Below are 20,934 nucleotides of genomic sequence, written 5' to 3'. Positions count from 1 at the left end.
GAAAATAGTGGACAAGAAGTGACACTTGGTGAAAAAAACAGGAGGTGATTTATTATGTCAATAGCAGGGGCAATCATGGTTCCTCACCCGCCGTTGATTATTCCGGAGGTGGGACGTGGAAAAGAAAAGGAGATATCGCTGACGATTAGGGCCTATGAGGAGGCGGCCAGACAGCTTGCGTTGTGGCAGCCAGAAAGCGTTGTGGTCGCCACCCCTCACAGCATCATGTATGCAGATTATTTTCACATTTCGCCGGGAGAATATGCTGAGGGGGATTTTGGACAGTTCGGGGCAGAGAATGTGTGTATCCAGTCAAATTATGACACAGAGCTTGTTGAGGAGCTGTGCAGAATTTGCGCAGCAGAACAGTTCCCAGCGGGTACAGCGGGGGAGCGGAATCCGAATCTGGATTACGGTACGATGATACCACTATATTTTTTAAATAAGTATTGTCATAATTACAAGGTGGTGCGTATCGGAATCTCGGGGTTATCCTTGAGAGAGCATGAAAGGCTGGGAGACTATATCCGACAGGCAGCCAAGAAGCTTGACAGGCGGATAGCATTCATTGCCAGCGGGGATTTGTCCCACCGCCTGAGGGAGGACGGTCCCTATGGATATCATCCTTCCGGACCGGAGTATGACAGTAAAATCATGAAGATTATGGGGGAAGGTGCATTTGAACAGATTTTTGATTTTAAAGAAGATATGCTGACAGACGCAGCGGAATGTGGACATCGGACATTTGCCATGCTGGCCGGTGTGCTGAGGGACAGTAAGGTGAGGGCGGAGAAACTATCTTATGAGGGAACGTTCGGCGTAGGATATGGGGTCTGTACCTTTGGAACAGCGGCGGGAGATGATGCTGCGTCTGCTTATCGGGATGACTATACCGCGCTGGCAAAATTGTCATTAGAGACATATGTTCGTTCTGGAAAAAAGTTAAAACTCACCGAGGAGCTGGAAGCCAAACTTCCGGAAGAAATGTTGACCCAAAGAGCGGGGGCTTTCGTCTCCCTAAAAAAAGAGGGTAAATTGCGGGGGTGCATCGGAACGATTCAAGGAGTGCAGCGTAACCTTGCGGAGGAGATTATGGAGAATGCAGTCAGCGCTGGAGTATATGACCCGAGATTTGCGCCGGTCGTAGAAGAGGAATTGCCGGAACTTGTCTATAGTGTTGATGTGCTGGGCGAGGCAGAGCGCATTGCCGGGCCGGAGCAGCTTGATGTGAAGCGGTATGGTGTGATAGTGACCAAAGGATATCGCAGAGGGCTGCTCTTACCCAATCTGGAAGGGATAGACACGGTAGAAGAACAGGTGGCAATCGCTATGCAGAAAGCAGGGATATGGGATGCGCAGGGAATGACCTTGGAGCGCTTCGAGGTGATAAGACATCAATAATCGATGCTGTAGGTGAGAAAAGCCAAAGGGGCATAGAAAGCAGGTGGCAGTATGAAGAAAGTATGTACGACGTGTATGCACCGCTGTATATTGGAAGAGGGGCAGATCGGAAGATGCGGTGCCAGAAAAAATCAGCAGGGTGATATCATCTGTGGGAATTATGGATGGGTTACCTCTATGGCGCTGGACTCGGTGGAAAAGAAGCCTCTCAGGAGGTTTATGGCTGGAAATATGGTTCTGTCGGTCGGGAGCTTTGGATGTAATCTGAGCTGTCCTTTCTGTCAAAATCATGAGATATCAATGACAGCGGAGGAGAAGGGAAAGCAAAATGCTGTGTATGTATCTCCACAGGAGCTGTGCAGGAGGGCCGAAGAGCTGAAAATCCGGGGAAATATAGGTGTTGCTTATACTTACAATGAGCCGCTGGCCGGCTGGGAATATGTGAGGGATACAGCGAAGCTGGTTCATGAAGCCGGAATGAAAAATATCGTGGTTACAAATGGCTCGTTCATGGAAGAAGTACTGGCGGAAATAGGGCCTTATGTAGATGCGATGAATATTGATTTAAAAGGCTTTTCGAAAGAGTATTATCGTAAGCTGGGAGGGGACTTGGAGACGGTCAAGCGCTTTATAGCCGCTGCTGCGGGGCGTTGCCATGTGGAGCTGACGACTTTGATTGTGCCGGGAGAAAATGATGCGCCGGATGAGATGAGGGAGCTGGCGGGATGGATAGCCAGTTTGAGCAGGAAGATTCCCTTGCATGTGACACGCTTTTTCCCGAGAAGGAAGATGAGTGACAGGGCGCCGACGAAGGTGGAGGATGTATACCGTCTTGCAGAAATTGCAGAAAAGTATTTAGAATATGTATATACCGGTAACTGTTAGTAGATGAAGATGTAGGAGCCTGACATTTTCCTTACTCTCGGCAGCGGGAAAGTTCGACAAAAATAACCCCTTGATTTAAACGCCGAACAGTAGTACTATACGGAATAAAAGGAGACAGGTACATGGATTTGTTTTTAGATATTTTACTAGATACAACGACAGACACTGTGAAACTTATTCCATTTCTATTTTTGACTTATCTGGCGATGGAGTATCTGGAGAACAAGGCGGGGGAGAAAACCGTTGATATGTTACTCAATGCAGGCAAGAAGGGGCCTGTCATCGGTGGAATTTTGGGGGTGTTTCCCCAGTGCGGCTTCTCGGCAGCGGCGGCCAATCTTTATTCTGGCGGTGTTATTACCGTGGGAACATTGCTGGCAGTTTTTCTTTCCACATCGGATGAGATGCTTCCTATCCTCATATCGGAACGGGCTAAGGCAGAGACGGTCGTCATAATTCTTGGAGCCAAGATTGTGGTAGGTGTGGCTGCCGGAATTTTGGCAGATATGGTGGTCCGCATCGTGGGCAGTAGTAAAAAGAGAGAATTGCACATTCACGAGATGTGTGAGCGTGAACATTGCCACTGCGAGGAGGGCAGTATCCTGCGTTCTGCTTTTTCGCATTCTATTGAGATTATAGGTTTTATATTTTTAATCTCGCTATTATTGAATATTGCGGTGGAGTTCATTGGTATGGAAGAACTGGTCAGCACGGTATCAAGATACCCTGTTTTTAGCATTTTTGTGGCCGGTTTGATTGGTTTGATTCCTAACTGCGCAGCTTCTGTTACAATCACCAAGCTGTACTTGGAAGGGGTGCTCAGTGTCGGCTGTATGTTTGCTGGCTTGCTGGCGTGTGCCGGTATCGGGCTTTTGGTCCTGTTCCGCACGAACAGGGATTGGAAGAAGAATGCAATGATTTTAGCCTCTTTATATGGGGTTAGTGTGGCAGGGGGAATCATAGCACAGATTCTGTTTTAAATGTTGGTAGAAATTTCCCGATAATGGTAAAAGTGTTGAACAAGGGACTATAAAAATTTAATATAGTATTGACAATGCATTTGCATAAGTCATCTCTGACCTCCCATACAGAGATAATTAAAAAAGAGAATGTAGATATGTTCCCGACGGCATATGTACCTTCTCTTTTTTGTTTCATTTTTTCTGATGTATGCGAATGTTACCGTTCTTCTTGACAGCGGCAAAAGCTCTGTCTATACTATATCTATATGTAAAATCAGCCAAAACTCAGAGAGGAAGACTAATATGGAAAAGATTATTTTAACAGGTGACAGACCTACCGGACGTCTCCATGTGGGACACTATGTAGGTTCTTTAAGGCGCAGGGTCGAATTACAGAATTCCGGTGAATATGATAAGATATTTATAATGATTGCGGACGCGCAGGCATTGACGGATAATGCAGATAATCCGGAGAAGGTGCGTCAGAATATAATAGAGGTGGCTTTAGATTATCTGTCATGTGGTCTGGATCCGGAAAAGTCAACATTGTTTATCCAGTCTCAGGTACCGGAGCTGACAGAACTCAGTTTCTTCTATATGAATTTGGTCACAGTATCTCGTCTTCAAAGGAATCCGACCGTGAAGTCTGAGATTCAGATGCGGAATTTCGAGGCCAGCATACCGGTTGGATTCTTCACATACCCAATCAGTCAGGCGGCGGATATCACGGCATTTAAGGCTACGACGGTGCCGGTCGGCGACGATCAGCTCCCGATGATTGAGCAGTGCCGGGAAATCGTGCACAAATTCAACAGCGTTTACGGTGATACACTGGTGATGCCAAAGGCCTTGATTCCGGAAAATGAAAGCTGCTGCAGGCTTCCCGGAACAGACGGAAAGGCCAAGATGAGCAAATCTCTGGGCAATTGTATATACCTTTCAGACAGCGAAGAAGAGGTTCAGAAAAAGATTATGAGCATGTTTACCGACCCGAACCACCTGAAAGTCTCCGACCCGGGTGAAGTGGAAGGGAATCCGGTATTCATTTACCTAGACGCATTCTGTAAGGATGAACATTTTGAGAGATATTTACCGGACTATAAGAATTTAGATGAACTGAAAGCACACTATTCCAGAGGTGGGCTTGGCGACGTTAAGGTAAAGCGATTCCTCAACTCTGTAATTCAGGAAGAACTTGCGCCGATCCGCGCACGAAGAAAAGAATTAGAAAAACAGATTCCAGAGATATATGAGATTCTCCGCAAGGGCAGCATCGTTGCGAAAGAAGCGGCCGCTGAAACATTGGCAGAGGTGAAAGCCGCAATGAAAATCAATTATTTTGATGATATGGAACTGATTCAAGAACAGGCTGAAAGATTCAGACAACTTTAAAAATTGTAGAGGGGGACAGGTCCCAACGCGTTGGGACCTGTCCCCATTGCATAAAAAGGTATTGCGAAAATACTAAAAAACCGATATAATATATCCGTTAATAGACTGATAGTGCAAAAAAAACGGTCGAAATGTCAAAAGGACATAAAAGGAGACAATAAAAATGGGTAAATATTTTGGTACAGACGGTTTCCGTGGGGAAGCTAATGTGAATTTAACTGTAGAGCATGCTTTTAAGGTTGGACGTTATCTTGGATGGTATTATGGTCAGGAGCACAAGGCGAGGATTGTCATCGGAAAAGATACAAGAAGGAGTAGTTATATGTTTGAGTATGCGCTGGCGTCCGGGCTTACTGCTTCGGGGGCTGACGCTTATCTTCTGCATGTTACCACAACGCCGAGTGTTTCGTATGTGACAAGAACAGAGGATTTTGATTGTGGCATCATGATCTCTGCGAGCCATAATCCGTTCTATGATAATGGAATCAAACTAATTAACGGAAAAGGACACAAGATTGAGGCGGAGGTAGAGGATAAGATCGAAGCGTATATTGATGGCCTTATCGAAGAACTGCCTCTGGCCCAGAAGGAAAATATCGGCCGGACTATAGATTATGCCGCAGGAAGAAACCGCTATATCGGGCATCTGATTTCTCTGGCAACCCGCTCGTTTAAGGATATGAAAATTGGTCTGGACTGCTCAAACGGAAGTGCGTTCGCGATTGCGAAAAGTGTCTACGACGCGCTGGGTGCGAAGACATATGTTATCAACAATGAGCCGAACGGTATCAATATCAATACAGACTGTGGTTCTACGCACATTCATGTGCTTCAAGAGTTTGTAAAAGAAAAGGGTTTGGACGTAGGATTTGCCTATGACGGTGACGCGGACCGGTGCATAGCAGTGGATGATAAGGGAAATGTTATAGACGGTGATTTGGTGCTCTACATCTGCGGAAAATATTTGAAAGAGCAGGGCCGCCTGAACGGGGACACGATTGTCACAACGATTATGTCCAATTTGGGACTCTATAAAGCGTGTGATAAAGCGGGCATCAAGTATGAGAAAACAAAAGTTGGCGACAAATATGTATATGAAAATATGGTTCAGAACAACTTCTCATTAGGCGGAGAACAGTCCGGCCATATTATTTTCAGTAAACACGCCACAACGGGAGACGGAATCCTTACATCGCTGATGATCATGGAAGTAATCATGGAGAAAAAGCAGACCTTGAGCAAATTGGCGGAAGAGGTAAAAATCTATCCTCAGCTCTTGAAAAATGTACGTGTATCTGATAAGAAGACGGCGAGAGAAAACCCGGAAGTAGTGAAAGCTGTGGAAACGGTTGGAGAGTGTCTGGGAGATGACGGACGGATTCTTGTACGTGAAAGCGGCACGGAACCGGTCATTCGAGTAATGGTAGAGGCTTCCACGGATGAGCTCTGCGCGAAATATGTAAATCAGGTGATAGATGTCATGGAACAACAGGGCTTGATTGTAGGTTAAAGATTTAAAATAATAAAACGCATCTGTTGAGGAGAACAATCAGTTCTGAGGACAGATGCGTTTTTGTTACTTTTTAGGAAAGCTCGTCCAATGAAATAGCAAGCCCTCCGGCGGATGCGTGCTCGACGCAAAAATGTGCCAAGGCACGTTCTTTATTCGTCTAAATCTAAATCTGAAGATGATAAATACTGCAGATAGTGTAGTGCAATTTTTTGCTTTTTGGGTGTCAAAGACGATGCCGTGATATTGATTTCTTTAATTGTCTCATTTTTGGGAGAGGTAAGAAATAAATCACAAATCAAAACTTCAATGCCGACATTCATCGCAAGAGCAATATGATAGAGGGAGTCCAGACTTGCGGCGCTGTCTCCATTTTCCACCCGGCTGATATAACTTGGAGAAAGGTCCGCCTCTTCTGCAAGCTTCTCCTGCGTTAATTTTTTTGACTGACGGACTGTACGAATCCGTGCTCCGATTTTTTCATTCAATAAAGCGTCCATATGAACTCCTCCTGTTGGTATAAATTTTAACAGGTATTAAGTTTAAATTGAATTCATAGAAACGCAAGTTTACTTTACTAATACGCAATATATAAGGCTGGAGAACTAGGAGGGACTTTAGTAAATCCCCAGCTCACTGATATAACGGTCTATATTTTGCAGCCGCTTTTCCAGCCCCTTTACCTTGTGGCTCAGTGTCTCGCACAATTCTTCCACTATAAATTGGGCGCCTACAAGAGAATTAAAAAAGTTATTGTTATCTACAGGCACTGTAAATAAAATGTCAGCATATCCTGCCAGCAGGGCGCTTGGCTTATCTGTTATCACGATAATCTGGGCGCCGCTTTTTTTGGCCATATCTGCAGACAGCTTGTCCAAAGATGAATATCTGGGGAGGCTGACAAAAATAATACAGTCCTCCTTTGACAGGTGGCACATGTGATCCATGGGGGCCGTGCTGATAAAGTCGGTAGCGCTCACGCTCGGAAGCATCTGCGACAGATAGAGAAGCAGATACGCGCCAAGTCCGGCGTTTCCACGCGAGGCAACGATGAATTTGCGCCGGCTTTTCACAAGCAGTTCTGCGGCAGACTCATAGGTTTCAGGTGGATTGTTTAGGAGAGCCTGTTCCAGATTGCTGACTACATTTTGAAAATGATTGTTGATATAGTCAGAATCGGACTTCAGCTTAGAGCGCTTCAGGACGCGCTGGGACGGCACGGTTATCTGACTTGAGATATTTAGTACATTCCGCTGGTAACCTTCCCGCAGAGCTTTTTGAAAATCCATGAATCCATCAAAACCAAGTGTACGGGTAAAACGGATAATAGAAGACTCGCTGACACCGATGGTGATCGCCAAATCGGTAGATGTCATAAAGCATGCGTCTGCGGCATGATCCAGAACATAATCTGCAATAAGAGTCTGAGTCTTTGTTAAAGTTGACCCCGCAATCAAGTCACGTAATTCTTTCATAACTACCTCCGAAGCTATTTCGCTACTTATTCATAAGTTTATTTAAGCATGAAAAACTATAAAAAGCAACCGGTAATTGTAAATACAATAAAAGAAAATGTGCTTAAATTAAAAGTTTTGTTAAAAAAATATCTTTTGTTGAAATGCGTATAGAGCTATGTTACCATTAAAACAGATAAATGAATAATATTCTTCACAGAACGAAAATAAAGAAGAAAAATATTCAATAAGAAAATTGGGGAAACGCCAAAGCAATTAGGAGGTATTAGAAAATGAAAGTTGGAACTGTCAAGGAAATTAAAAAGTACGAGTATCGTATTGGACTGACACCAGATAATGTAAAAAGCTATGTAAACGCAGGGCATGAGGTATATGTGGAGCGTGATGCAGGACTTGGGTCAGCATTTACAACGGAGGAATATGAAAAAGCGGGAGCCACGATTCTTGACACGGCAAAAGAAGTGTGGGATACCGTAGATATGATGGTCAAAGTTAAGGAACCCTTGGAAGCAGAATATGAATTATTCCATGAAGGACTGATTATTTATACTTACCTACATCTTGCGGCAGACCGGCCGCAGACCGACGCCCTGCTGAGCAAGAAGGTCAAGGGAGTTGCGTACGAGACACTTGTGGAGAGAAATGGAAGCCTGCCTCTGTTGGCGCCGATGAGCCAGATTGCCGGCCGTTTGTCCGTGCAGGAGGGCGCTAAATATTTGGAGAAGATTTTTGGGGGCCGTGGTGTCCTGCTTTCCGGTGTGCCGGGAACCCCGAAGGCTAATGTCGTGATCATTGGCGGCGGCAGTGTGGGAACCAATGCGTGCAAGATTGCAGTCGGCATGGGAGCTAATGTCACGGTAATTGATATGAATATCCAGAGACTGGCGTATCTGGACGATATCTTCGGCGCCAGAATCCAGACTCTGTACTCTACCGACGTTAATATTGAAAATGCTGTGAAAGAGGCGGATTTGGTAATCGGTAGTGTACTGATACCTGGACTTGCGGCGCCAAAGCTTGTGAAAGCTAAGTATTTGAAGGAAATGAAGCCGGGAGCCGTCATTGTAGATGTTGCCGTTGATCAGGGTGGATGCTGTGAGACGACAAAGGTAACTTATCATGACGATCCGATTTACGAAGTAGACGGAATTATTCATTACTGCGTAGGAAATATGCCGGGAGCGGTTCCACGCACCTCTACCATCGCGTTGACCAATGCGACTTTGAAGTATGGTCTTGAGATTGCTGGCAAAGGTCTGGAAAGAGCCTGTCGGGAAAATGACGTGATTTATTCCGCGATTAATACCTACGATGGAAAATTGACCTGTAAGAATGTGGCAGACAGCTTCGGGATAGAATATAGTGATATTAAGGAAATGTTCTAGAAGAAGTACTGCAAGCAGCCCCGTATGAGAGAAGGCAGTCTCGTACGGGGCTGCTTTAGCGTCCGGAAGTGGCGGGGAGAGGGGCGAAAGCCTCCTTTACAAAGCGGCGCATCTGTGCTAACATGTATATAACAAAGACGGCGAAAGAAAAAAGAGGTGTTTTTATGTTCATTGAGATTGATTTTAACAGTGATGAAGCAATATATATACAGTTGAGGAATCAGATTATCATGGGGATTGCCACTTCTTCCATTCAAGAAGGGGATACGCTGCCGTCGGTCAGACAATTGGCAGATAATATCGGCATTAACATGCATACAGTGAATAAGGCATACAATGTACTGCGTCAGGAAGGCTTTCTCCAGCTGGACAGGAGAAGGGGAGCGGTTATCTGTATCGATGTGGATAAGCTGCAGGCGCTGGAGGATATGAAGGAACAGATGACGGTGCTGCTTGCGAAAGGGCGCTGCAAGAATATTACCAAGGAGGAAGTGCACAACTTGGTAGATGAAATATATGCCGTTTATGAAGGCAGATAATGCAGGAAAATCAGACTTAAAGGAGACTTATTAGAATATGGCGGAGAATCAATATACCAGACAAGCGCAGGAAGCGCTGAATATGGCAAGAAAGATAGCTGAGGAGCTGAATCATCCTTATATTGGGACGGAGCATCTCTTGCTGGGACTTAAGCGGATATTTACCGGTGTGGCGGGGCAGGTGCTTGATATGAATAAGGTAGATGAGGCTGAGATACGCCGCACAATGGATGCGCTTGTATCTATGCCTGAGACAGATGTGCCGAAGAAAAAGCCGGTCGAGAGAAGTCCGAGGCTTAATTATATATTAGAAGAGAGCAGGAACGAAGCGGCCCGGTTTAAATCTAAAAAAATTGGGACGGAACATATGCTGATTGCCATGTTGAAGGACGTTGACTGTGTGGCGGCCAGAATGTTAATGACATTAAATATCAATATTCAAAAGATTATGCAGGATCTTTTGACCGCTATGGGCGTGGATCCAAAAGAATATGCCGAGAATCAGAAGGACAGCGACGCTCAGGGCGGCATCATGGAGCAGTACAGTACGGACTTGACGGAAGAGGCCAGAGAGGGCAAGCTGGATCCTGTAATTGGAAGAGACGAAGAGATTTACCGAATCATGCAGATATTAAGCCGCCGGACGAAGAACAACCCTTGTCTTGTAGGGGAGCCGGGGGTTGGAAAAACTGCGATTGTAGAAGGACTCGCGATTCAAATCGCACAGGGAATCGTGCCGGACAGCATGAAGGATAAGCGGATTCTTGTGCTGGATCTGCCGGGAATGATTGCCGGCTCCAAATACCGGGGAGAGTTCGAGGACCGCATGAAAAGGCTGATACGTGAAGTGAAAGCGTCGGGAAACGTAATCTTGTTCTTGGATGAGCTCCATACGATTATCGGGGCGGGAGGAGCGGAAGGCGCTATCGATGCATCCAACATCCTGAAGCCGTCTCTTGCACGAGGGGAAATGCAGCTGATCGGTGCGACTACAATTGTGGAATACCGTAAATATATTGAAAAAGATGCGGCCCTTGAGCGCAGGTTCCAGCCAGTGACGGTAGAGGAGCCTGATGAAGAGAAATGCCTGAAGATTTTGGAAGGGCTGCGGCCTAAATATGAGGCGCACCACAATGTATCTGTGGATGATGAAGCGCTTCAGGCGGCGGTACATTTATCGTGCCGTTATATCAATGACCGGTTTCTGCCGGACAAGGCCATTGATGTGCTGGATGAAAGCTGTTCCCGTGTGCATCTGCGTGGGTTCAAAGTGCCGGAGAATATTATGAAACTGGAGTCTCTGATACACGAGCTGTCTGTCAAGAAAGAGGAGGCTCTTAGAACAGCAAATCTGGAAGAGGCATCTCTTCTCCATAAGGAACAGCAGGAGGCACAGAAGAAGCTTGACGGAGCCAGAAAGCGTTTCGAAAAAAACAATGCCGGGAAGAAAGTCTCCGTATCGGAGGAGGATGTGGCGGAGGTCATTTCCGCGTGGACGAAAATCCCGGTGAGCCGTCTGAATGAGTCGGAAGGCGTACGTCTCCGGAATCTTGAGAAGACGCTGCACAAACGGGTCATCGGGCAGGAGGACGCAGTGCGTGCGCTTGCCAAGGCGGTGAAGAGAGGAAGGGTCGGGTTAAAAGATCCCACCCGCCCAATCGGTTCCTTCCTGTTCCTCGGGCCTACAGGTGTCGGAAAGACAGAGCTTTCCAAGGCGCTTGCCGAGGCTTTATTCGGTAATGAAGAGTCCATGATCCGCGTCGATATGTCGGAATATATGGAAAAGCACAGCGTGGCAAAGATGATTGGCTCCCCTCCGGGATATGTAGGACATGAGGACGGAGGACAGCTCAGTGAGAAAGTCAGGCGCAATCCGTATTCGGTTATTTTATTTGACGAGATTGAGAAAGCGCATCCGGATGTGTTTAATATACTGCTGCAGGTTCTGGACGATGGCCACATTACGGATTCACAAGGAAGAAAGGTGGATTTCCGTAACACGGTGATTATCATGACCTCCAATGCGGGGGCTAAGGCGATCATTGAGCCGAAGAAGCTGGGATTTACGAGAGTGGAAGATGTGGCGGGGGATTATAACCGTATGAAGAGCAACGTTATGGATGAGGTAAAGCAGCTTTTCAGACCGGAATTCTTGAACCGTATAGATGAGATACTCGTATTCCATCCGCTGAATAATGAGGACATGAAGAAGATTGTAGGACTGATGTGCAGGGAAGTGGTCGTGAGGGCCAAGGAACAGCTGGATATTACACTGGTCATACGGGATTCTGTAAAGAAACATATTGTGGAGACCGGAACGGATAAGAAGTACGGAGCACGCCCTCTGCGCCGCGCGGTACAGAATCAGTTGGAGGATAAGCTTGCCGAGGCGCTTCTGAGCGGTGAGATAAAAAGGGGAGAAAAAGTAGAGGCTGGTATTTCTAAAAAAGAAATAAAATTTGTCACAAAGGGAATAAACGACTAGCAAAAGAGCAGGTTTTATTATATAATGAAAACAACAAATTTGAGGATACTCAGATGAGAAATACCATTAGGAGGAGTAAAAAAAATGACAGCAGTCAAAGAGCTTATCAAAAGTGAAGCAGATGGAACATTAAGTTTTGGGGATTACACACTGGATTCCAAGACCAAGTTGGATGGGTTTGAATATCAGGGAGATTTATATAAAGTAAAGACATTTAAGGAGATTACCAAGCTGGAGCGGAATGGGATGTTTGTATATGAATCTGTACCGGGAACTGCTGTAGAGCATTTTGAAGTTACTGAAGACAGCGTATCTTTTGAAGTATCTGGTCCGGAAGACGCACAGATTACGCTGGAGCTGGAGGCGGACAGCGAATATACGGTTTATATGAATGATGTGAATGTGGGAGATATGTCTACGAACTTAAGTGCCAAGCTCAGTTTAAGCGCTGAGCTTGGCAAGGAAAAAGTGGCTGTAAAGATTGTGAAAAAATAAGTTACATATTCAAAGGGGACAGGTCCCAACGCGTTGGGACCTGTCCCCTTTGCTAAGGAGCGGATATGGCAAAGGCTAAAAAATCGGTATTTTTCTGTCAGAACTGTGGGCATGAGGAGAGCAAGTGGCTGGGGCAGTGTCCCATGTGCAAAGAGTGGAATACTTTTGTGGAGGAGAAGGTCACGGTGGCGAAGACATCCTCGACCAAATCAGTAAAAGAATCGCAGGTTGTCCCCTTGTCGGCAGTCAAGATGGAAAATGAGGAACGCATTAGTACGAATATTGAGGAGCTTAACCGGGTTTTGGGCGGGGGGATTGTTCCCGGCTCGTTAATTTTGGTGGGCGGCGATCCGGGGATTGGAAAATCGACGCTTTTACTGCAGGTGTGCCAGCAGCTGGAGAAGGCTGAAAAGAAGGTGCTGTATATTTCCGGTGAAGAGTCGCTGCGCCAGATTAAGCTGAGAGCGCAGCGGATGGGGGAGTTCAGTGACAGGCTTCTTCTGCTCTGCGAGACCAATCTCGACATAATCCGAAGCGTCATAGAAAAAGAGAGGCCCGATACCGTCGTGATTGATTCCATTCAGACAATGTACAGTGAGGACGTGACCTCCGCGCCGGGCAGTGTATCGCAGGTCAGGGAGGCGACAAATACGCTGATGCAGCTGGCCAAAGGACTCTGCGTCACCATTTTTATCGTGGGACATGTGACGAAAGAAGGGACGGTGGCAGGCCCAAGAGTTCTGGAGCATATGGTCGACACGGTACTCTATTTTGAAGGAGACCGTCATGCATCCTACCGCATTTTACGTGGAGTAAAGAACCGGTTCGGCTCGACCAATGAAATCGGCGTCTTTGAGATGAGGGAGAACGGGCTGCGTGAGGTGAAGAATCCTTCTGAGTTCATGCTCGACGGGAGACCGGAGCATGCCTCCGGCTCGGTGGTCGCCTGTTCCATGGAAGGGACAAGGCCCATTTTATTAGAAATTCAGGCGCTGGTCTGTGAGAGCAACTTTGGAATGCCTAGAAGAACCGCTGCCGGGACTGACTATAACCGTGTGAACCTGTTGATGGCGGTTCTGGAGAAGCGAATCGGTTATCATCTGGGCAATTACGATGCCTATGTCAATATTGCCGGGGGTATTAAAATTAATGAACCGGCCGTAGATCTTGGGATTGTTATGGCCATTGTTTCGAGCTATAAGAACCGGCCTGTCAGCGAGGACACGATGGTATTCGGGGAGGTAGGCTTAAGCGGGGAAGTACGCGCCGTAAATATGCCGGAGCAGAGGGTTGCCGAGGCAAAGAAGCTTGGCTTTCAGACATGTATCATCCCGGAAGTTTCCCGTGAAAGTGTGAAAAATATAAAGGGAATCAAGATAATCGGGGTGAGAAATATTAACGAGGCAATTCAGCAGATTTAAAAGAAATAGATACCTTATAAAAGTACGAAAAGCGACGGAGCTGTCAACCAGTTCCGCCGCTTTTTTGTTCCATATAAATCCTATAAATCTATTATGAAAAGAGTGAAATACCGTAGTAAATTCCGCACAAGGTGTCTATACCTGAAGAATGTCCGATGGCCTCGAAGGCAGTTAGTATTTCTTCCGGTGAAGCGGCCTGTGGAAGCGTAATCACGGCATAGCTGAAATAAGAATGGAGCGCGCAGCTGAGAAATGTCCGGCTGATATCGTTGGTGTCGGACAAGTGGGCGCGCAGTGTGCTTTGAAGAGCACGGGAGAAAGGATGCCAATGATTTCCGGTGAAATTGAGACCGGCCAGTACACCGCAGAGAAAATCATCGCCGCTTGGAGTAAGGCCGATTCCGAGTCCGAGTAAAAGGGCCAGTTCCTGTGCCGCCATTTTGTATGAACCCTGTCTGAAATATTGTGCGCAGTTGGCGGTTCTCAGGCGTGCGGCGGAGAGTATCAGTTCTTGATTTCCGAAGCCGCGGATGCGGGAGCGTCTGAGAGCCTCCGCAATCAGTGCTTTTTGTACCTGTGGGAATGGATGCCTGAGCTCTAAAGTTATGATACGAGTGTCTGCAAACGAAAAGGAATAGGAAGATTCAGGTCCGGATAAGACAATAGAATTCTGTTCTGCCACAACAGGCTGGCCGGCTTCAAATTTCAAGGCCTCCATGTCCGCCTGATTAAGAGGAGTGATCAGGCTGACCGGGGACAGGGGAGAACCGGTTGTCTGCAGGGATAACAGACAGCTGCCGAACTGCAGGTTTACGGTCTTGCGGTAGATAGAATGTACGCTCCCACTAACGTTTGAATCCAGTATTTTTGCAGCGTAATCAGACATTATTGTAATAGGAAAGTGCATGAGTCGAACCGTCCTTTCTTCAAATATTCGTATATCGTGAATTTTACCAAAAGTAAGAAAAAAACACAATTGAAATTAACAAAATTATACATAGTGGACAAAAATTAAAAAATGTTTTTGCATTATTTTGCATTGTTTTTAAAGGAAATATTATCTAATATTAGGTAAAAATATGAGTCGCCAGTTTAGTTTTAAGGAGGAAAAATGATGTACGATTTGGTAATAAAGAATGGAAAGCTCGTAACTCCTGACCGAATTTATGAAGCCGACATTGCCATAACAGACGGTGTATATGCAGCGTTTCTGCAGGCAGGTTCCGATGCTCCGGCTAAAGAAATAATTGACGCCAAAGGCAATTATGTATTTCCGGGAATCATCGACTGCCACGCACACTTAAATGAGCCGGGATTTGAATACCGTGAGGATTTTGCCACAGGCTCCCGTGCCGCGGCAGCAGCCGGATGTACCACTTTGATTGATATGCCGCTGAACAATGATCCATCCCTGATGAACAAAGAAATATTTGATATGAAAATGGGGCTTATCAGCAAACATTCTGCGGTTGACTTTGCATTATGGGGCGGGATAGTAGGCGATTATGACAGCCAGCCGGGTTCTGTAAAAAATAATATGAAGGATCTTGTGGATCTGCATAACTGTGGAGTGGCAGCGTTCAAAGGATTTACATGCCCTAACGGCGATCTGTTCCCCACAGTCAACATGGGCAATGTGAGAAAAGCGCTGGAGATCTTGAAGCCTTACAATGCATTGTGCGGTTTTCACTGCGAAGAATTCGGGCAAGTATTAGAGAGGGAAAAAGAAGCAAAAGCGAAAGAAAATAGGACGAAGGAAGAAAAGATTCGGGATTTCCTTGACTCTCATGATGTATGGACGGAGTATGTAGCGACAAAAAATGTAATCGATATGGTCAGGGCAACCGGTGGAAGAGTACATATCTGCCATGTAAGCCATCCGATGGTGGCGCAGGTTGTGAAGGACGCGATTCATGAGGGACTTTCGATTACGGCAGAGACTTGTCCTCATTATCTTGGCTACACAGAAGATTTCGTGTTTGAAAAAGGAGCGCCGGCTAAATGTACGCCGCCGATGCGCCGTAAAGAAGACATGGAGAAGCTTTGGGATTATGTCCTCGACGGTACTTTGTCCTGTGTGGGAAGCGACCACTCTCCAGCAGCGGACGAAGAGAAAGACAACGAGACAAAAGACATTTGGCAGGCATGGGGCGGCCTGAATTCTATCCAATTTTTCCTGCCTATGATGTTTGATATGGTCGTACATAAAAAAGGTTTGAGCCCGAGCCTGATTGCGAAAGTAATGGATTATAATCCGGCGAAAGTATTTGGCCTGTACGGAAAAAAAGGCGCTTTTGAACTTGGGTTTGACGGAGACATCGTTATTGTGGACCCAGAAAGACCGTGGAAATGCAGTCAGGAAGAGCTGCTTACCAAAGGACATGTTTCCTGCTTCGACAAGGAAGAAGGAAAGGGAGCACCCGTATGTACTGTCATTAGAGGCAAGGTAGTGGCCGAGGACGGTATGTATAAAGAAGAAGCTATCGGTTATGGAGAGTTCGTGAGACCTGTCAAATAACGAGGGTAAGAGAATAGGAGAGTAAAAAATGAGTGAAGTGAATAGTGAGGTAAAAAAAGAATCAGGCTCGCTGCGGCCACTGTCTGACAGTGAGCGTTCCATGAATTGGAAATCGTATCTTGCCATGTGGCTCGGCGGCTGTATCTCAATTGGGACATTTACACTTGGTTCCGGTCAGATTGAAAAAGGTCTGAACCTTGTGCAGGCTTTTGCAGCCATGTTGATTGGCTCCCTGATATTGATAGTGTGCCTTTGCCTGAATGACCAGTTCAGCTATAAGACAGGAGCGCCATATGCGGTACAATTGAAAAGTGCGTTCGGACTGAAGGGCAATGTACTTCCCTCCATGCTGCGTGGCCTTCCGGCTATTGTATGGTACGGAGTACAGAGCTGGCTTGGAGGAAATGCGATCAACCAGATTTCAATTACATTGTTCGGGTATGACAATGTAGTGCTGTTCTTTATCGTGTTTCAGCTGCTTCAGATTATCATTTCTACCACTGGATTCCACGGAATTAAGTGGGTGGAAAATATCGGGGCCTGCGTTATCGTAATTGCACTGTTCTACATGCTTTATGTATGTGTGTCACAGTACGGAAATGTTATCGGTGAAAAGCTGCTGAACATTGAAGGGACATGGGGCATGCCGTTTGTCAGTGCGATTGTAGCGTTTTTTGGAGTAAACATCACGGTAATGCTGAATTCAGGCGACTATGCGCGTGAATTAAGGTCAGGTTACAGTACCCCGAAACGAGGTGTTGCATATTTTATCGCCATGGTTCCGGCGACCGTACTTATGGGACTTATCGGACTTATGATTTCTACGGCTACAGGAATTGCAAACCCAATCAACGCCTTTTCACAGGCGGTGGACAACAAGTTCCTTGTCGTAATCACACTGGCGTTTATTTTGTTCGCACAGATGACGACAAATCTTGCAAGCAATGTAATTCCGCCGGCATATGCGCTGATGGACGCATTTAAGATTAAACACAAAACAGCGGCAATCATCGTTGGAGTTCTGGCGGTCTGCAGCTGTCCGTGGATTCTGTCAAATGACAAATCTGCTGCAGGACTTGATTTGTTTGTTCTGATATACACGGCGTTCTTTGGACCGATTTTCGCAGTACTTATTATGGACTATTATATTATGCGGAAACGGAAGGTGGCTATCGAGCTGCTCTATGATGAGAACGGACCGTACAAGGGAGTCAATTGGGCTGCCATTATCGCCATACTTGTGGGCGCGGTTATTGGATTGTTCAACGTGGATATTTCTTTCTTGACTGCGACGATTCCGACGGCTTTAGTATATTATTTGTGTATGAAATTTATACCTTCATGTAAACGGTTTAGAAAAGGAACTATTTTAGAATAGAAGGAGAAGGCTTATGTATGATTTATTGATTAAAAATGGAAAGATTGTGACCGCAGAGACGGTCGCAGATGGAAATATTGCCGTAAAAGACGGTAAAATTGCGGCAGTACTGGCGAAGGACATCGAGCCGGAGGCGGCAAAGGTGATTGACGCAAAAGGGAATTATGTATTTCCGGGTGCCATTGACACCCATGCACACTTGAACGATCCGGGGTATACATGGCGTGAGGATTACGCACATGGCACGGCAGCAGCGGCGGCAGGAGGTTACACGACCATTATTGATATGCCGCTTCAGAATGAGCCGGCGCTCACCAACGCAGATATTTTCGATAAAAAGATAGATGCCGTGGACGCAAACGCATATGTAGATTACTGCTTCTGGGGAGGTCTTGTGCCGGATAATTTTGATGATTTGAAAGGACTCCACGACAAGGGATGTGTGGCCTTTAAGTCCTTTATCGGTCCGGTCTCACCGGATTATAGCTCGCTCAATTATGGGCAGGCGTATGAAGCTATGGAAAGAATAAAAGAGTTTGACGGACGGGCAGGCTTCCACTGCGAGGATTTCTCCATGATTAAATGGCAGGAGCAGCGCATGAAGAAGGAAGGCCGCCTTGACTGGCAGGGATTCCTCGATTCCCGCCCGGTGGCGGCAGAGATGCTTGCAACGGTTGATATGATCGAGCTTGCAAAGGCAACCGGATGCAAGGTCCATATATGCCATGTCAGCAGCCCGGACGTGGCTCAGAAGATAAAAGAGGCTCAGCAGGAGGGGTATGACATTACTGCGGAAACTTGTTCTCACTATTTGAGCCTGACCGACAAGGATGTGATCGCAAACGGACCATTGTTCAAATGTGCGCCGCCTCTGCGCTCTCAGGAGGAGGTCGACAGACTGTGGTCCTATGTGGAAGACGGAACTTTCAGCGGGATTGCCAGCGATCACTCTCCCTGCTCCTATGATGAAAAATTCAATGAGATTCTGGGAACGAAAATTGATAATGTATTCGACGTGTGGGGCGGAATCAGCGGAATCCAGAGCGGCTTTCAAGTAGCGTTCCACGAAGGCTGTGTAAAAAGAGGAATCTGCCCGACCATTCTGGCAAATGCGATGGCAAAGCAGCCTGCACAGGCATTTGGAATCTACGGGAGAAAAGGGGATATCAGACCGGGATTTGACGCCGATGTCGTGATTGTCGACCCGGACAGAGAATGGGAGATTACGGAAGACTCCTTATATTATGTCAATAAAATATCTGCTTTTGTAGGTATGAAAGGCAAAGGATTCCCGGTATGTACGATTATCCGGGGAACCGTTGTCGCCGAAGACGGCAGGGTAACCGGTGAAAAGGGATATGGAAGTTTCGTTGAACGATTGAATTAAACCAGTCTTTGACATGACCGAAAGGAGTAGATATGAGTAATATAATAGATAATCAGATATTAGATCAGGAACTTGTAAAAAATGTAGACCCAGACCTTCAGCCTACCAAACAGAGAATCATGGACCCACTTTCTTATGCGGCCAGCTTTATGGGCGGCTGTGTATCCATCGGGACTTTTTCTATGGGCGCCAGTCTCATCGGGATACTGACGGTACCGCAGGCGATTCTTGCGATGGTAATCGGATGCCTAGTTATCGCGGTGGCATTGGTGTTGATTGGCAACTGTGGCCACAAATATGGAATTCCATACACCGTGCAGCTCCGCAGTAGTTTTGGCACAACCGGAGTAAAGCTGCCCGGATTCTTAAGAGGTATCCCGGCTATTATCTGGTTCGGCTATCAGAGCTGGGTAGGCGCCGGAGCGATAAACAGCTGTCTGAAGATTTTATTTGGTTTTGACAATCTTCCAGTGATTTATGCATTATTCACTATATTGCAGGTGGCGCTGGCAATCAAAGGATTCAGTTCTATCAAATGGCTGGAAAATATTTCATGCGTGTTTATCATCGGCATTTTGATATACATGCTGTATGTTGTTAAGACACAGTTCGCGGTGGAAATCGGAGCGGTATTCGCAGACGTAAAAGGTTCATGGGGACTGCCTTTCTGGGCAGCTACAACGTCCTTCTTGGGCATTTATTCGACCATGATTATCAATGCTTCCGATTATTCCCGTAACGTGAAGGAAAAAGTGGGGCCGACGATGACGGGAAGTCTTTATACAGTGGCGATACTTCCTGTTACACTTTTTATGGGACTGATTGGACTTCTGGTAACTGCGGCCACGGGCAACAGCGATCCGGTAGTAGTATTTTCAACAACTATGGGCAGTAAGGTATTGACGGTTGTAACGCTTCTGTTCATCGCGTTTGCACAGGTGACGACTAACGTATTGAACAATATTGTTCCGCCGGCTTATGTTTTGATGGAATCTTTCCATCTGAAATGGTCACATAGTACAATCGCGGTCGGACTTCTCTCCGTGTGCTGCTTCCCGTGGAAACTTGTAACCTCAGACTCTGCGGCAGGGCTATCCCTGTTCACGAAAGTATATTCCGCCTTTTTAGGGCCGATTTTCGCGGTCATGGTCGTGGACTATTACATATTGCGTAAGAAAAAGCTGGATATCAACCATATGTATGATAAGCAGGGGCCATTTAAAGGTATTAACTGGGCGGCAGTAATTGCTATTATAGCAGGTTCCCTTTGCTCTCTTGTCGTGGTGGATCTGTCATGGTATGTGAGCCTTATTCCGACAGGAATCATATATTACTTGCTCATGAAATATATGAAGAGCGCAAAATCATTCCGGACAGGGACCGTATTTACAGAGAAATAATGATAACATGAAAATGAGGCCTACGCACAACGAGGCCTCATTTTTTCATAACATAGTAAACGTTGTTCTGTTAAGAATTTCTTTATTACTGCAACAGCTCCGGATTGTGTGGTAAAATATTGAAAAGCATTATTATTCTAAAATTCTAAGGGGCACCCCCCATACTGTTTATCATTTCTATATAAACGATTCAGGAATCTCAATGCTTTATTTCATCCATTAACAGCAGAGAGGTTCCCGTTAGATAAGTGAACGAAAGAATACCTCCTGCAAACGACATTTATTGAATAAGGAGGACACT

Annotated in this window: 17 protein-coding genes; 14 read left to right on the top strand and 3 right to left on the bottom strand. The window is 46.1% G+C overall.

Features of this window, described 5'->3' with window-relative positions; genetic code table 11:
- Positions 1 to 54: 54 nt before the first annotated feature.
- The 5 genes from amrA to glmM all read left to right on the top strand — a co-directional run bounded on the left by amrA (position 55) and on the right by glmM (position 6,150).
- Entirely contained in the window at positions 55 to 1,401 is a 1,347-nt protein-coding gene (gene amrA, locus BN6465_RS00565) for an AmmeMemoRadiSam system protein A (RefSeq protein WP_066730676.1), read from the top strand.
- A 51-nt stretch (positions 1,402 to 1,452) separates the two neighbouring features.
- On the top strand, positions 1,453 to 2,286 hold the full coding sequence (gene amrS / locus BN6465_RS00560; RefSeq protein ID WP_066730675.1) for an AmmeMemoRadiSam system radical SAM enzyme: 834 nt from the start codon (positions 1,453 to 1,455) through the stop codon (positions 2,284 to 2,286).
- A gap of 122 nt (positions 2,287 to 2,408) precedes the next feature.
- Complete coding sequence (locus BN6465_RS00555) at positions 2,409 to 3,266, top strand: putative manganese transporter (RefSeq protein WP_066730674.1); 858 nt, start codon at positions 2,409 to 2,411, stop codon at positions 3,264 to 3,266.
- Between the two features lie 285 nt (positions 3,267 to 3,551).
- A complete protein-coding gene (gene trpS / locus BN6465_RS00550; RefSeq protein ID WP_066731096.1) occupies positions 3,552 to 4,640 on the top strand; it encodes a tryptophan--tRNA ligase in 1,089 nt (362 codons plus the stop codon).
- Between the two features lie 163 nt (positions 4,641 to 4,803).
- Positions 4,804 to 6,150, top strand: a complete 1,347-nt coding sequence (gene glmM / locus BN6465_RS00545; RefSeq protein ID WP_066730672.1) for a phosphoglucosamine mutase — start codon at positions 4,804 to 4,806, stop codon at positions 6,148 to 6,150.
- A 152-nt stretch (positions 6,151 to 6,302) separates the two neighbouring features.
- Here glmM and BN6465_RS00540 read toward each other — a convergent pair whose 3' ends face one another.
- A complete protein-coding gene (locus BN6465_RS00540; RefSeq protein WP_066730670.1) occupies positions 6,303 to 6,650 on the bottom strand; it encodes a helix-turn-helix domain-containing protein in 348 nt (115 codons plus the stop codon).
- 117 nt (positions 6,651 to 6,767) lie between these two features.
- Entirely contained in the window at positions 6,768 to 7,625 is an 858-nt protein-coding gene (locus tag BN6465_RS00535; RefSeq protein ID WP_066730668.1) for a MurR/RpiR family transcriptional regulator, read from the bottom strand.
- A 272-nt stretch (positions 7,626 to 7,897) separates the two neighbouring features.
- On the opposite strand from BN6465_RS00535, the gene ald reads away from it, so the two are divergent.
- The 5 genes from ald to radA all read left to right on the top strand — a co-directional run bounded on the left by ald (position 7,898) and on the right by radA (position 13,950).
- Complete coding sequence (gene ald / locus BN6465_RS00530) at positions 7,898 to 9,010, top strand: alanine dehydrogenase (RefSeq protein ID WP_066730666.1); 1,113 nt, start codon at positions 7,898 to 7,900, stop codon at positions 9,008 to 9,010.
- Positions 9,011 to 9,174: 164 nt separating this feature from the next.
- Complete coding sequence (locus tag BN6465_RS00525; protein ID WP_066731094.1) at positions 9,175 to 9,549, top strand: GntR family transcriptional regulator; 375 nt, start codon at positions 9,175 to 9,177, stop codon at positions 9,547 to 9,549.
- A 37-nt stretch (positions 9,550 to 9,586) separates the two neighbouring features.
- Positions 9,587 to 12,034, top strand: a complete 2,448-nt coding sequence (locus BN6465_RS00520; protein WP_066730664.1) for an ATP-dependent Clp protease ATP-binding subunit — start codon at positions 9,587 to 9,589, stop codon at positions 12,032 to 12,034.
- A gap of 84 nt (positions 12,035 to 12,118) precedes the next feature.
- A complete protein-coding gene (locus BN6465_RS00515) occupies positions 12,119 to 12,529 on the top strand; it encodes an endosialidase (RefSeq protein ID WP_066730662.1) in 411 nt (136 codons plus the stop codon).
- A gap of 65 nt (positions 12,530 to 12,594) precedes the next feature.
- The gene (gene radA, locus BN6465_RS00510; protein ID WP_066730660.1) at positions 12,595 to 13,950 is read left to right on the top strand and encodes a DNA repair protein RadA; all 1,356 of its coding nucleotides are present in this window, start codon (positions 12,595 to 12,597) and stop codon (positions 13,948 to 13,950) included.
- Positions 13,951 to 14,041: 91 nt separating this feature from the next.
- Here radA and BN6465_RS00505 read toward each other — a convergent pair whose 3' ends face one another.
- On the bottom strand, positions 14,042 to 14,857 hold the full coding sequence (locus tag BN6465_RS00505) for a DUF2877 domain-containing protein (RefSeq protein ID WP_066730658.1): 816 nt from the start codon (positions 14,855 to 14,857) through the stop codon (positions 14,042 to 14,044).
- A 207-nt stretch (positions 14,858 to 15,064) separates the two neighbouring features.
- On the opposite strand from BN6465_RS00505, the gene allB (BN6465_RS00500) reads away from it, so the two are divergent.
- Genes allB (BN6465_RS00500) through BN6465_RS00485 form a run of 4 tightly spaced genes read left to right on the top strand, consistent with a single transcriptional unit; the run spans position 15,065 to position 20,633 of the window.
- Positions 15,065 to 16,468, top strand: coding sequence for an allantoinase AllB (allB, locus tag BN6465_RS00500; protein ID WP_066730657.1), 1,404 nt, complete (start codon positions 15,065 to 15,067; stop codon positions 16,466 to 16,468).
- Positions 16,469 to 16,496: 28 nt separating this feature from the next.
- Positions 16,497 to 17,846 carry an NCS1 family transporter gene (locus BN6465_RS00495; protein ID WP_066730656.1) on the top strand — a complete coding sequence of 450 codons (1,350 nt, stop codon included), beginning with the start codon at positions 16,497 to 16,499 and terminating at the stop codon, positions 17,844 to 17,846.
- A 13-nt stretch (positions 17,847 to 17,859) separates the two neighbouring features.
- The gene (gene allB / locus BN6465_RS00490) at positions 17,860 to 19,233 is read left to right on the top strand and encodes an allantoinase AllB (protein WP_066730655.1); all 1,374 of its coding nucleotides are present in this window, start codon (positions 17,860 to 17,862) and stop codon (positions 19,231 to 19,233) included.
- 32 nt (positions 19,234 to 19,265) lie between these two features.
- Positions 19,266 to 20,633 carry an NCS1 family transporter gene (locus BN6465_RS00485; RefSeq protein WP_066730654.1) on the top strand — a complete coding sequence of 456 codons (1,368 nt, stop codon included), beginning with the start codon at positions 19,266 to 19,268 and terminating at the stop codon, positions 20,631 to 20,633.
- The last annotated feature ends 301 nt before the right edge of the window (positions 20,634 to 20,934 follow it).

It is taken from the genome of Bariatricus massiliensis (assembly GCF_900086725.1).
Taxonomy (GTDB): Bacteria; Bacillota; Clostridia; order Lachnospirales; family Lachnospiraceae; genus Allocoprococcus; species Allocoprococcus massiliensis.
The sequence above is the reverse complement of the archived record's forward strand: the minus strand, read 5'-3'. Positions and strand labels throughout refer to the sequence as shown.

Excerpts from the sequence above, each read along its gene's own strand:
- BN6465_RS00555 (WP_066730674.1), top strand. The coding sequence starts at position 2,409 with ATGGATTTGTTTTTAGATATTTTACTAGATACAACGACAGACACTGTG.
- BN6465_RS00535 (WP_066730668.1), bottom strand. The coding sequence starts at position 7,625 with ATGAAAGAATTACGTGACTTGATTGCGGGGTCAACTTTAACAAAGACT.
- amrS (WP_066730675.1), top strand. The coding sequence starts at position 1,453 with ATGAAGAAAGTATGTACGACGTGTATGCACCGCTGTATATTGGAAGAG.
- BN6465_RS00515 (WP_066730662.1), top strand. The coding sequence starts at position 12,119 with ATGACAGCAGTCAAAGAGCTTATCAAAAGTGAAGCAGATGGAACATTA.
- BN6465_RS00540 (WP_066730670.1), bottom strand. The coding sequence starts at position 6,650 with ATGGACGCTTTATTGAATGAAAAAATCGGAGCACGGATTCGTACAGTC.
- BN6465_RS00485 (WP_066730654.1), top strand. The coding sequence starts at position 19,266 with ATGAGTAATATAATAGATAATCAGATATTAGATCAGGAACTTGTAAAA.
- BN6465_RS00520 (WP_066730664.1), top strand. The coding sequence starts at position 9,587 with ATGGCGGAGAATCAATATACCAGACAAGCGCAGGAAGCGCTGAATATG.
- BN6465_RS00525 (WP_066731094.1), top strand. The coding sequence starts at position 9,175 with ATGTTCATTGAGATTGATTTTAACAGTGATGAAGCAATATATATACAG.
- allB (WP_066730655.1), top strand. The coding sequence starts at position 17,860 with ATGTATGATTTATTGATTAAAAATGGAAAGATTGTGACCGCAGAGACG.
- radA (WP_066730660.1), top strand. The coding sequence starts at position 12,595 with ATGGCAAAGGCTAAAAAATCGGTATTTTTCTGTCAGAACTGTGGGCAT.
- amrA (WP_066730676.1), top strand. The coding sequence starts at position 55 with ATGTCAATAGCAGGGGCAATCATGGTTCCTCACCCGCCGTTGATTATT.
- trpS (WP_066731096.1), top strand. The coding sequence starts at position 3,552 with ATGGAAAAGATTATTTTAACAGGTGACAGACCTACCGGACGTCTCCAT.
- ald (WP_066730666.1), top strand. The coding sequence starts at position 7,898 with ATGAAAGTTGGAACTGTCAAGGAAATTAAAAAGTACGAGTATCGTATT.
- BN6465_RS00505 (WP_066730658.1), bottom strand. The coding sequence starts at position 14,857 with ATGCACTTTCCTATTACAATAATGTCTGATTACGCTGCAAAAATACTG.
- glmM (WP_066730672.1), top strand. The coding sequence starts at position 4,804 with ATGGGTAAATATTTTGGTACAGACGGTTTCCGTGGGGAAGCTAATGTG.
- BN6465_RS00495 (WP_066730656.1), top strand. The coding sequence starts at position 16,497 with ATGAGTGAAGTGAATAGTGAGGTAAAAAAAGAATCAGGCTCGCTGCGG.
- allB (WP_066730657.1), top strand. The coding sequence starts at position 15,065 with ATGTACGATTTGGTAATAAAGAATGGAAAGCTCGTAACTCCTGACCGA.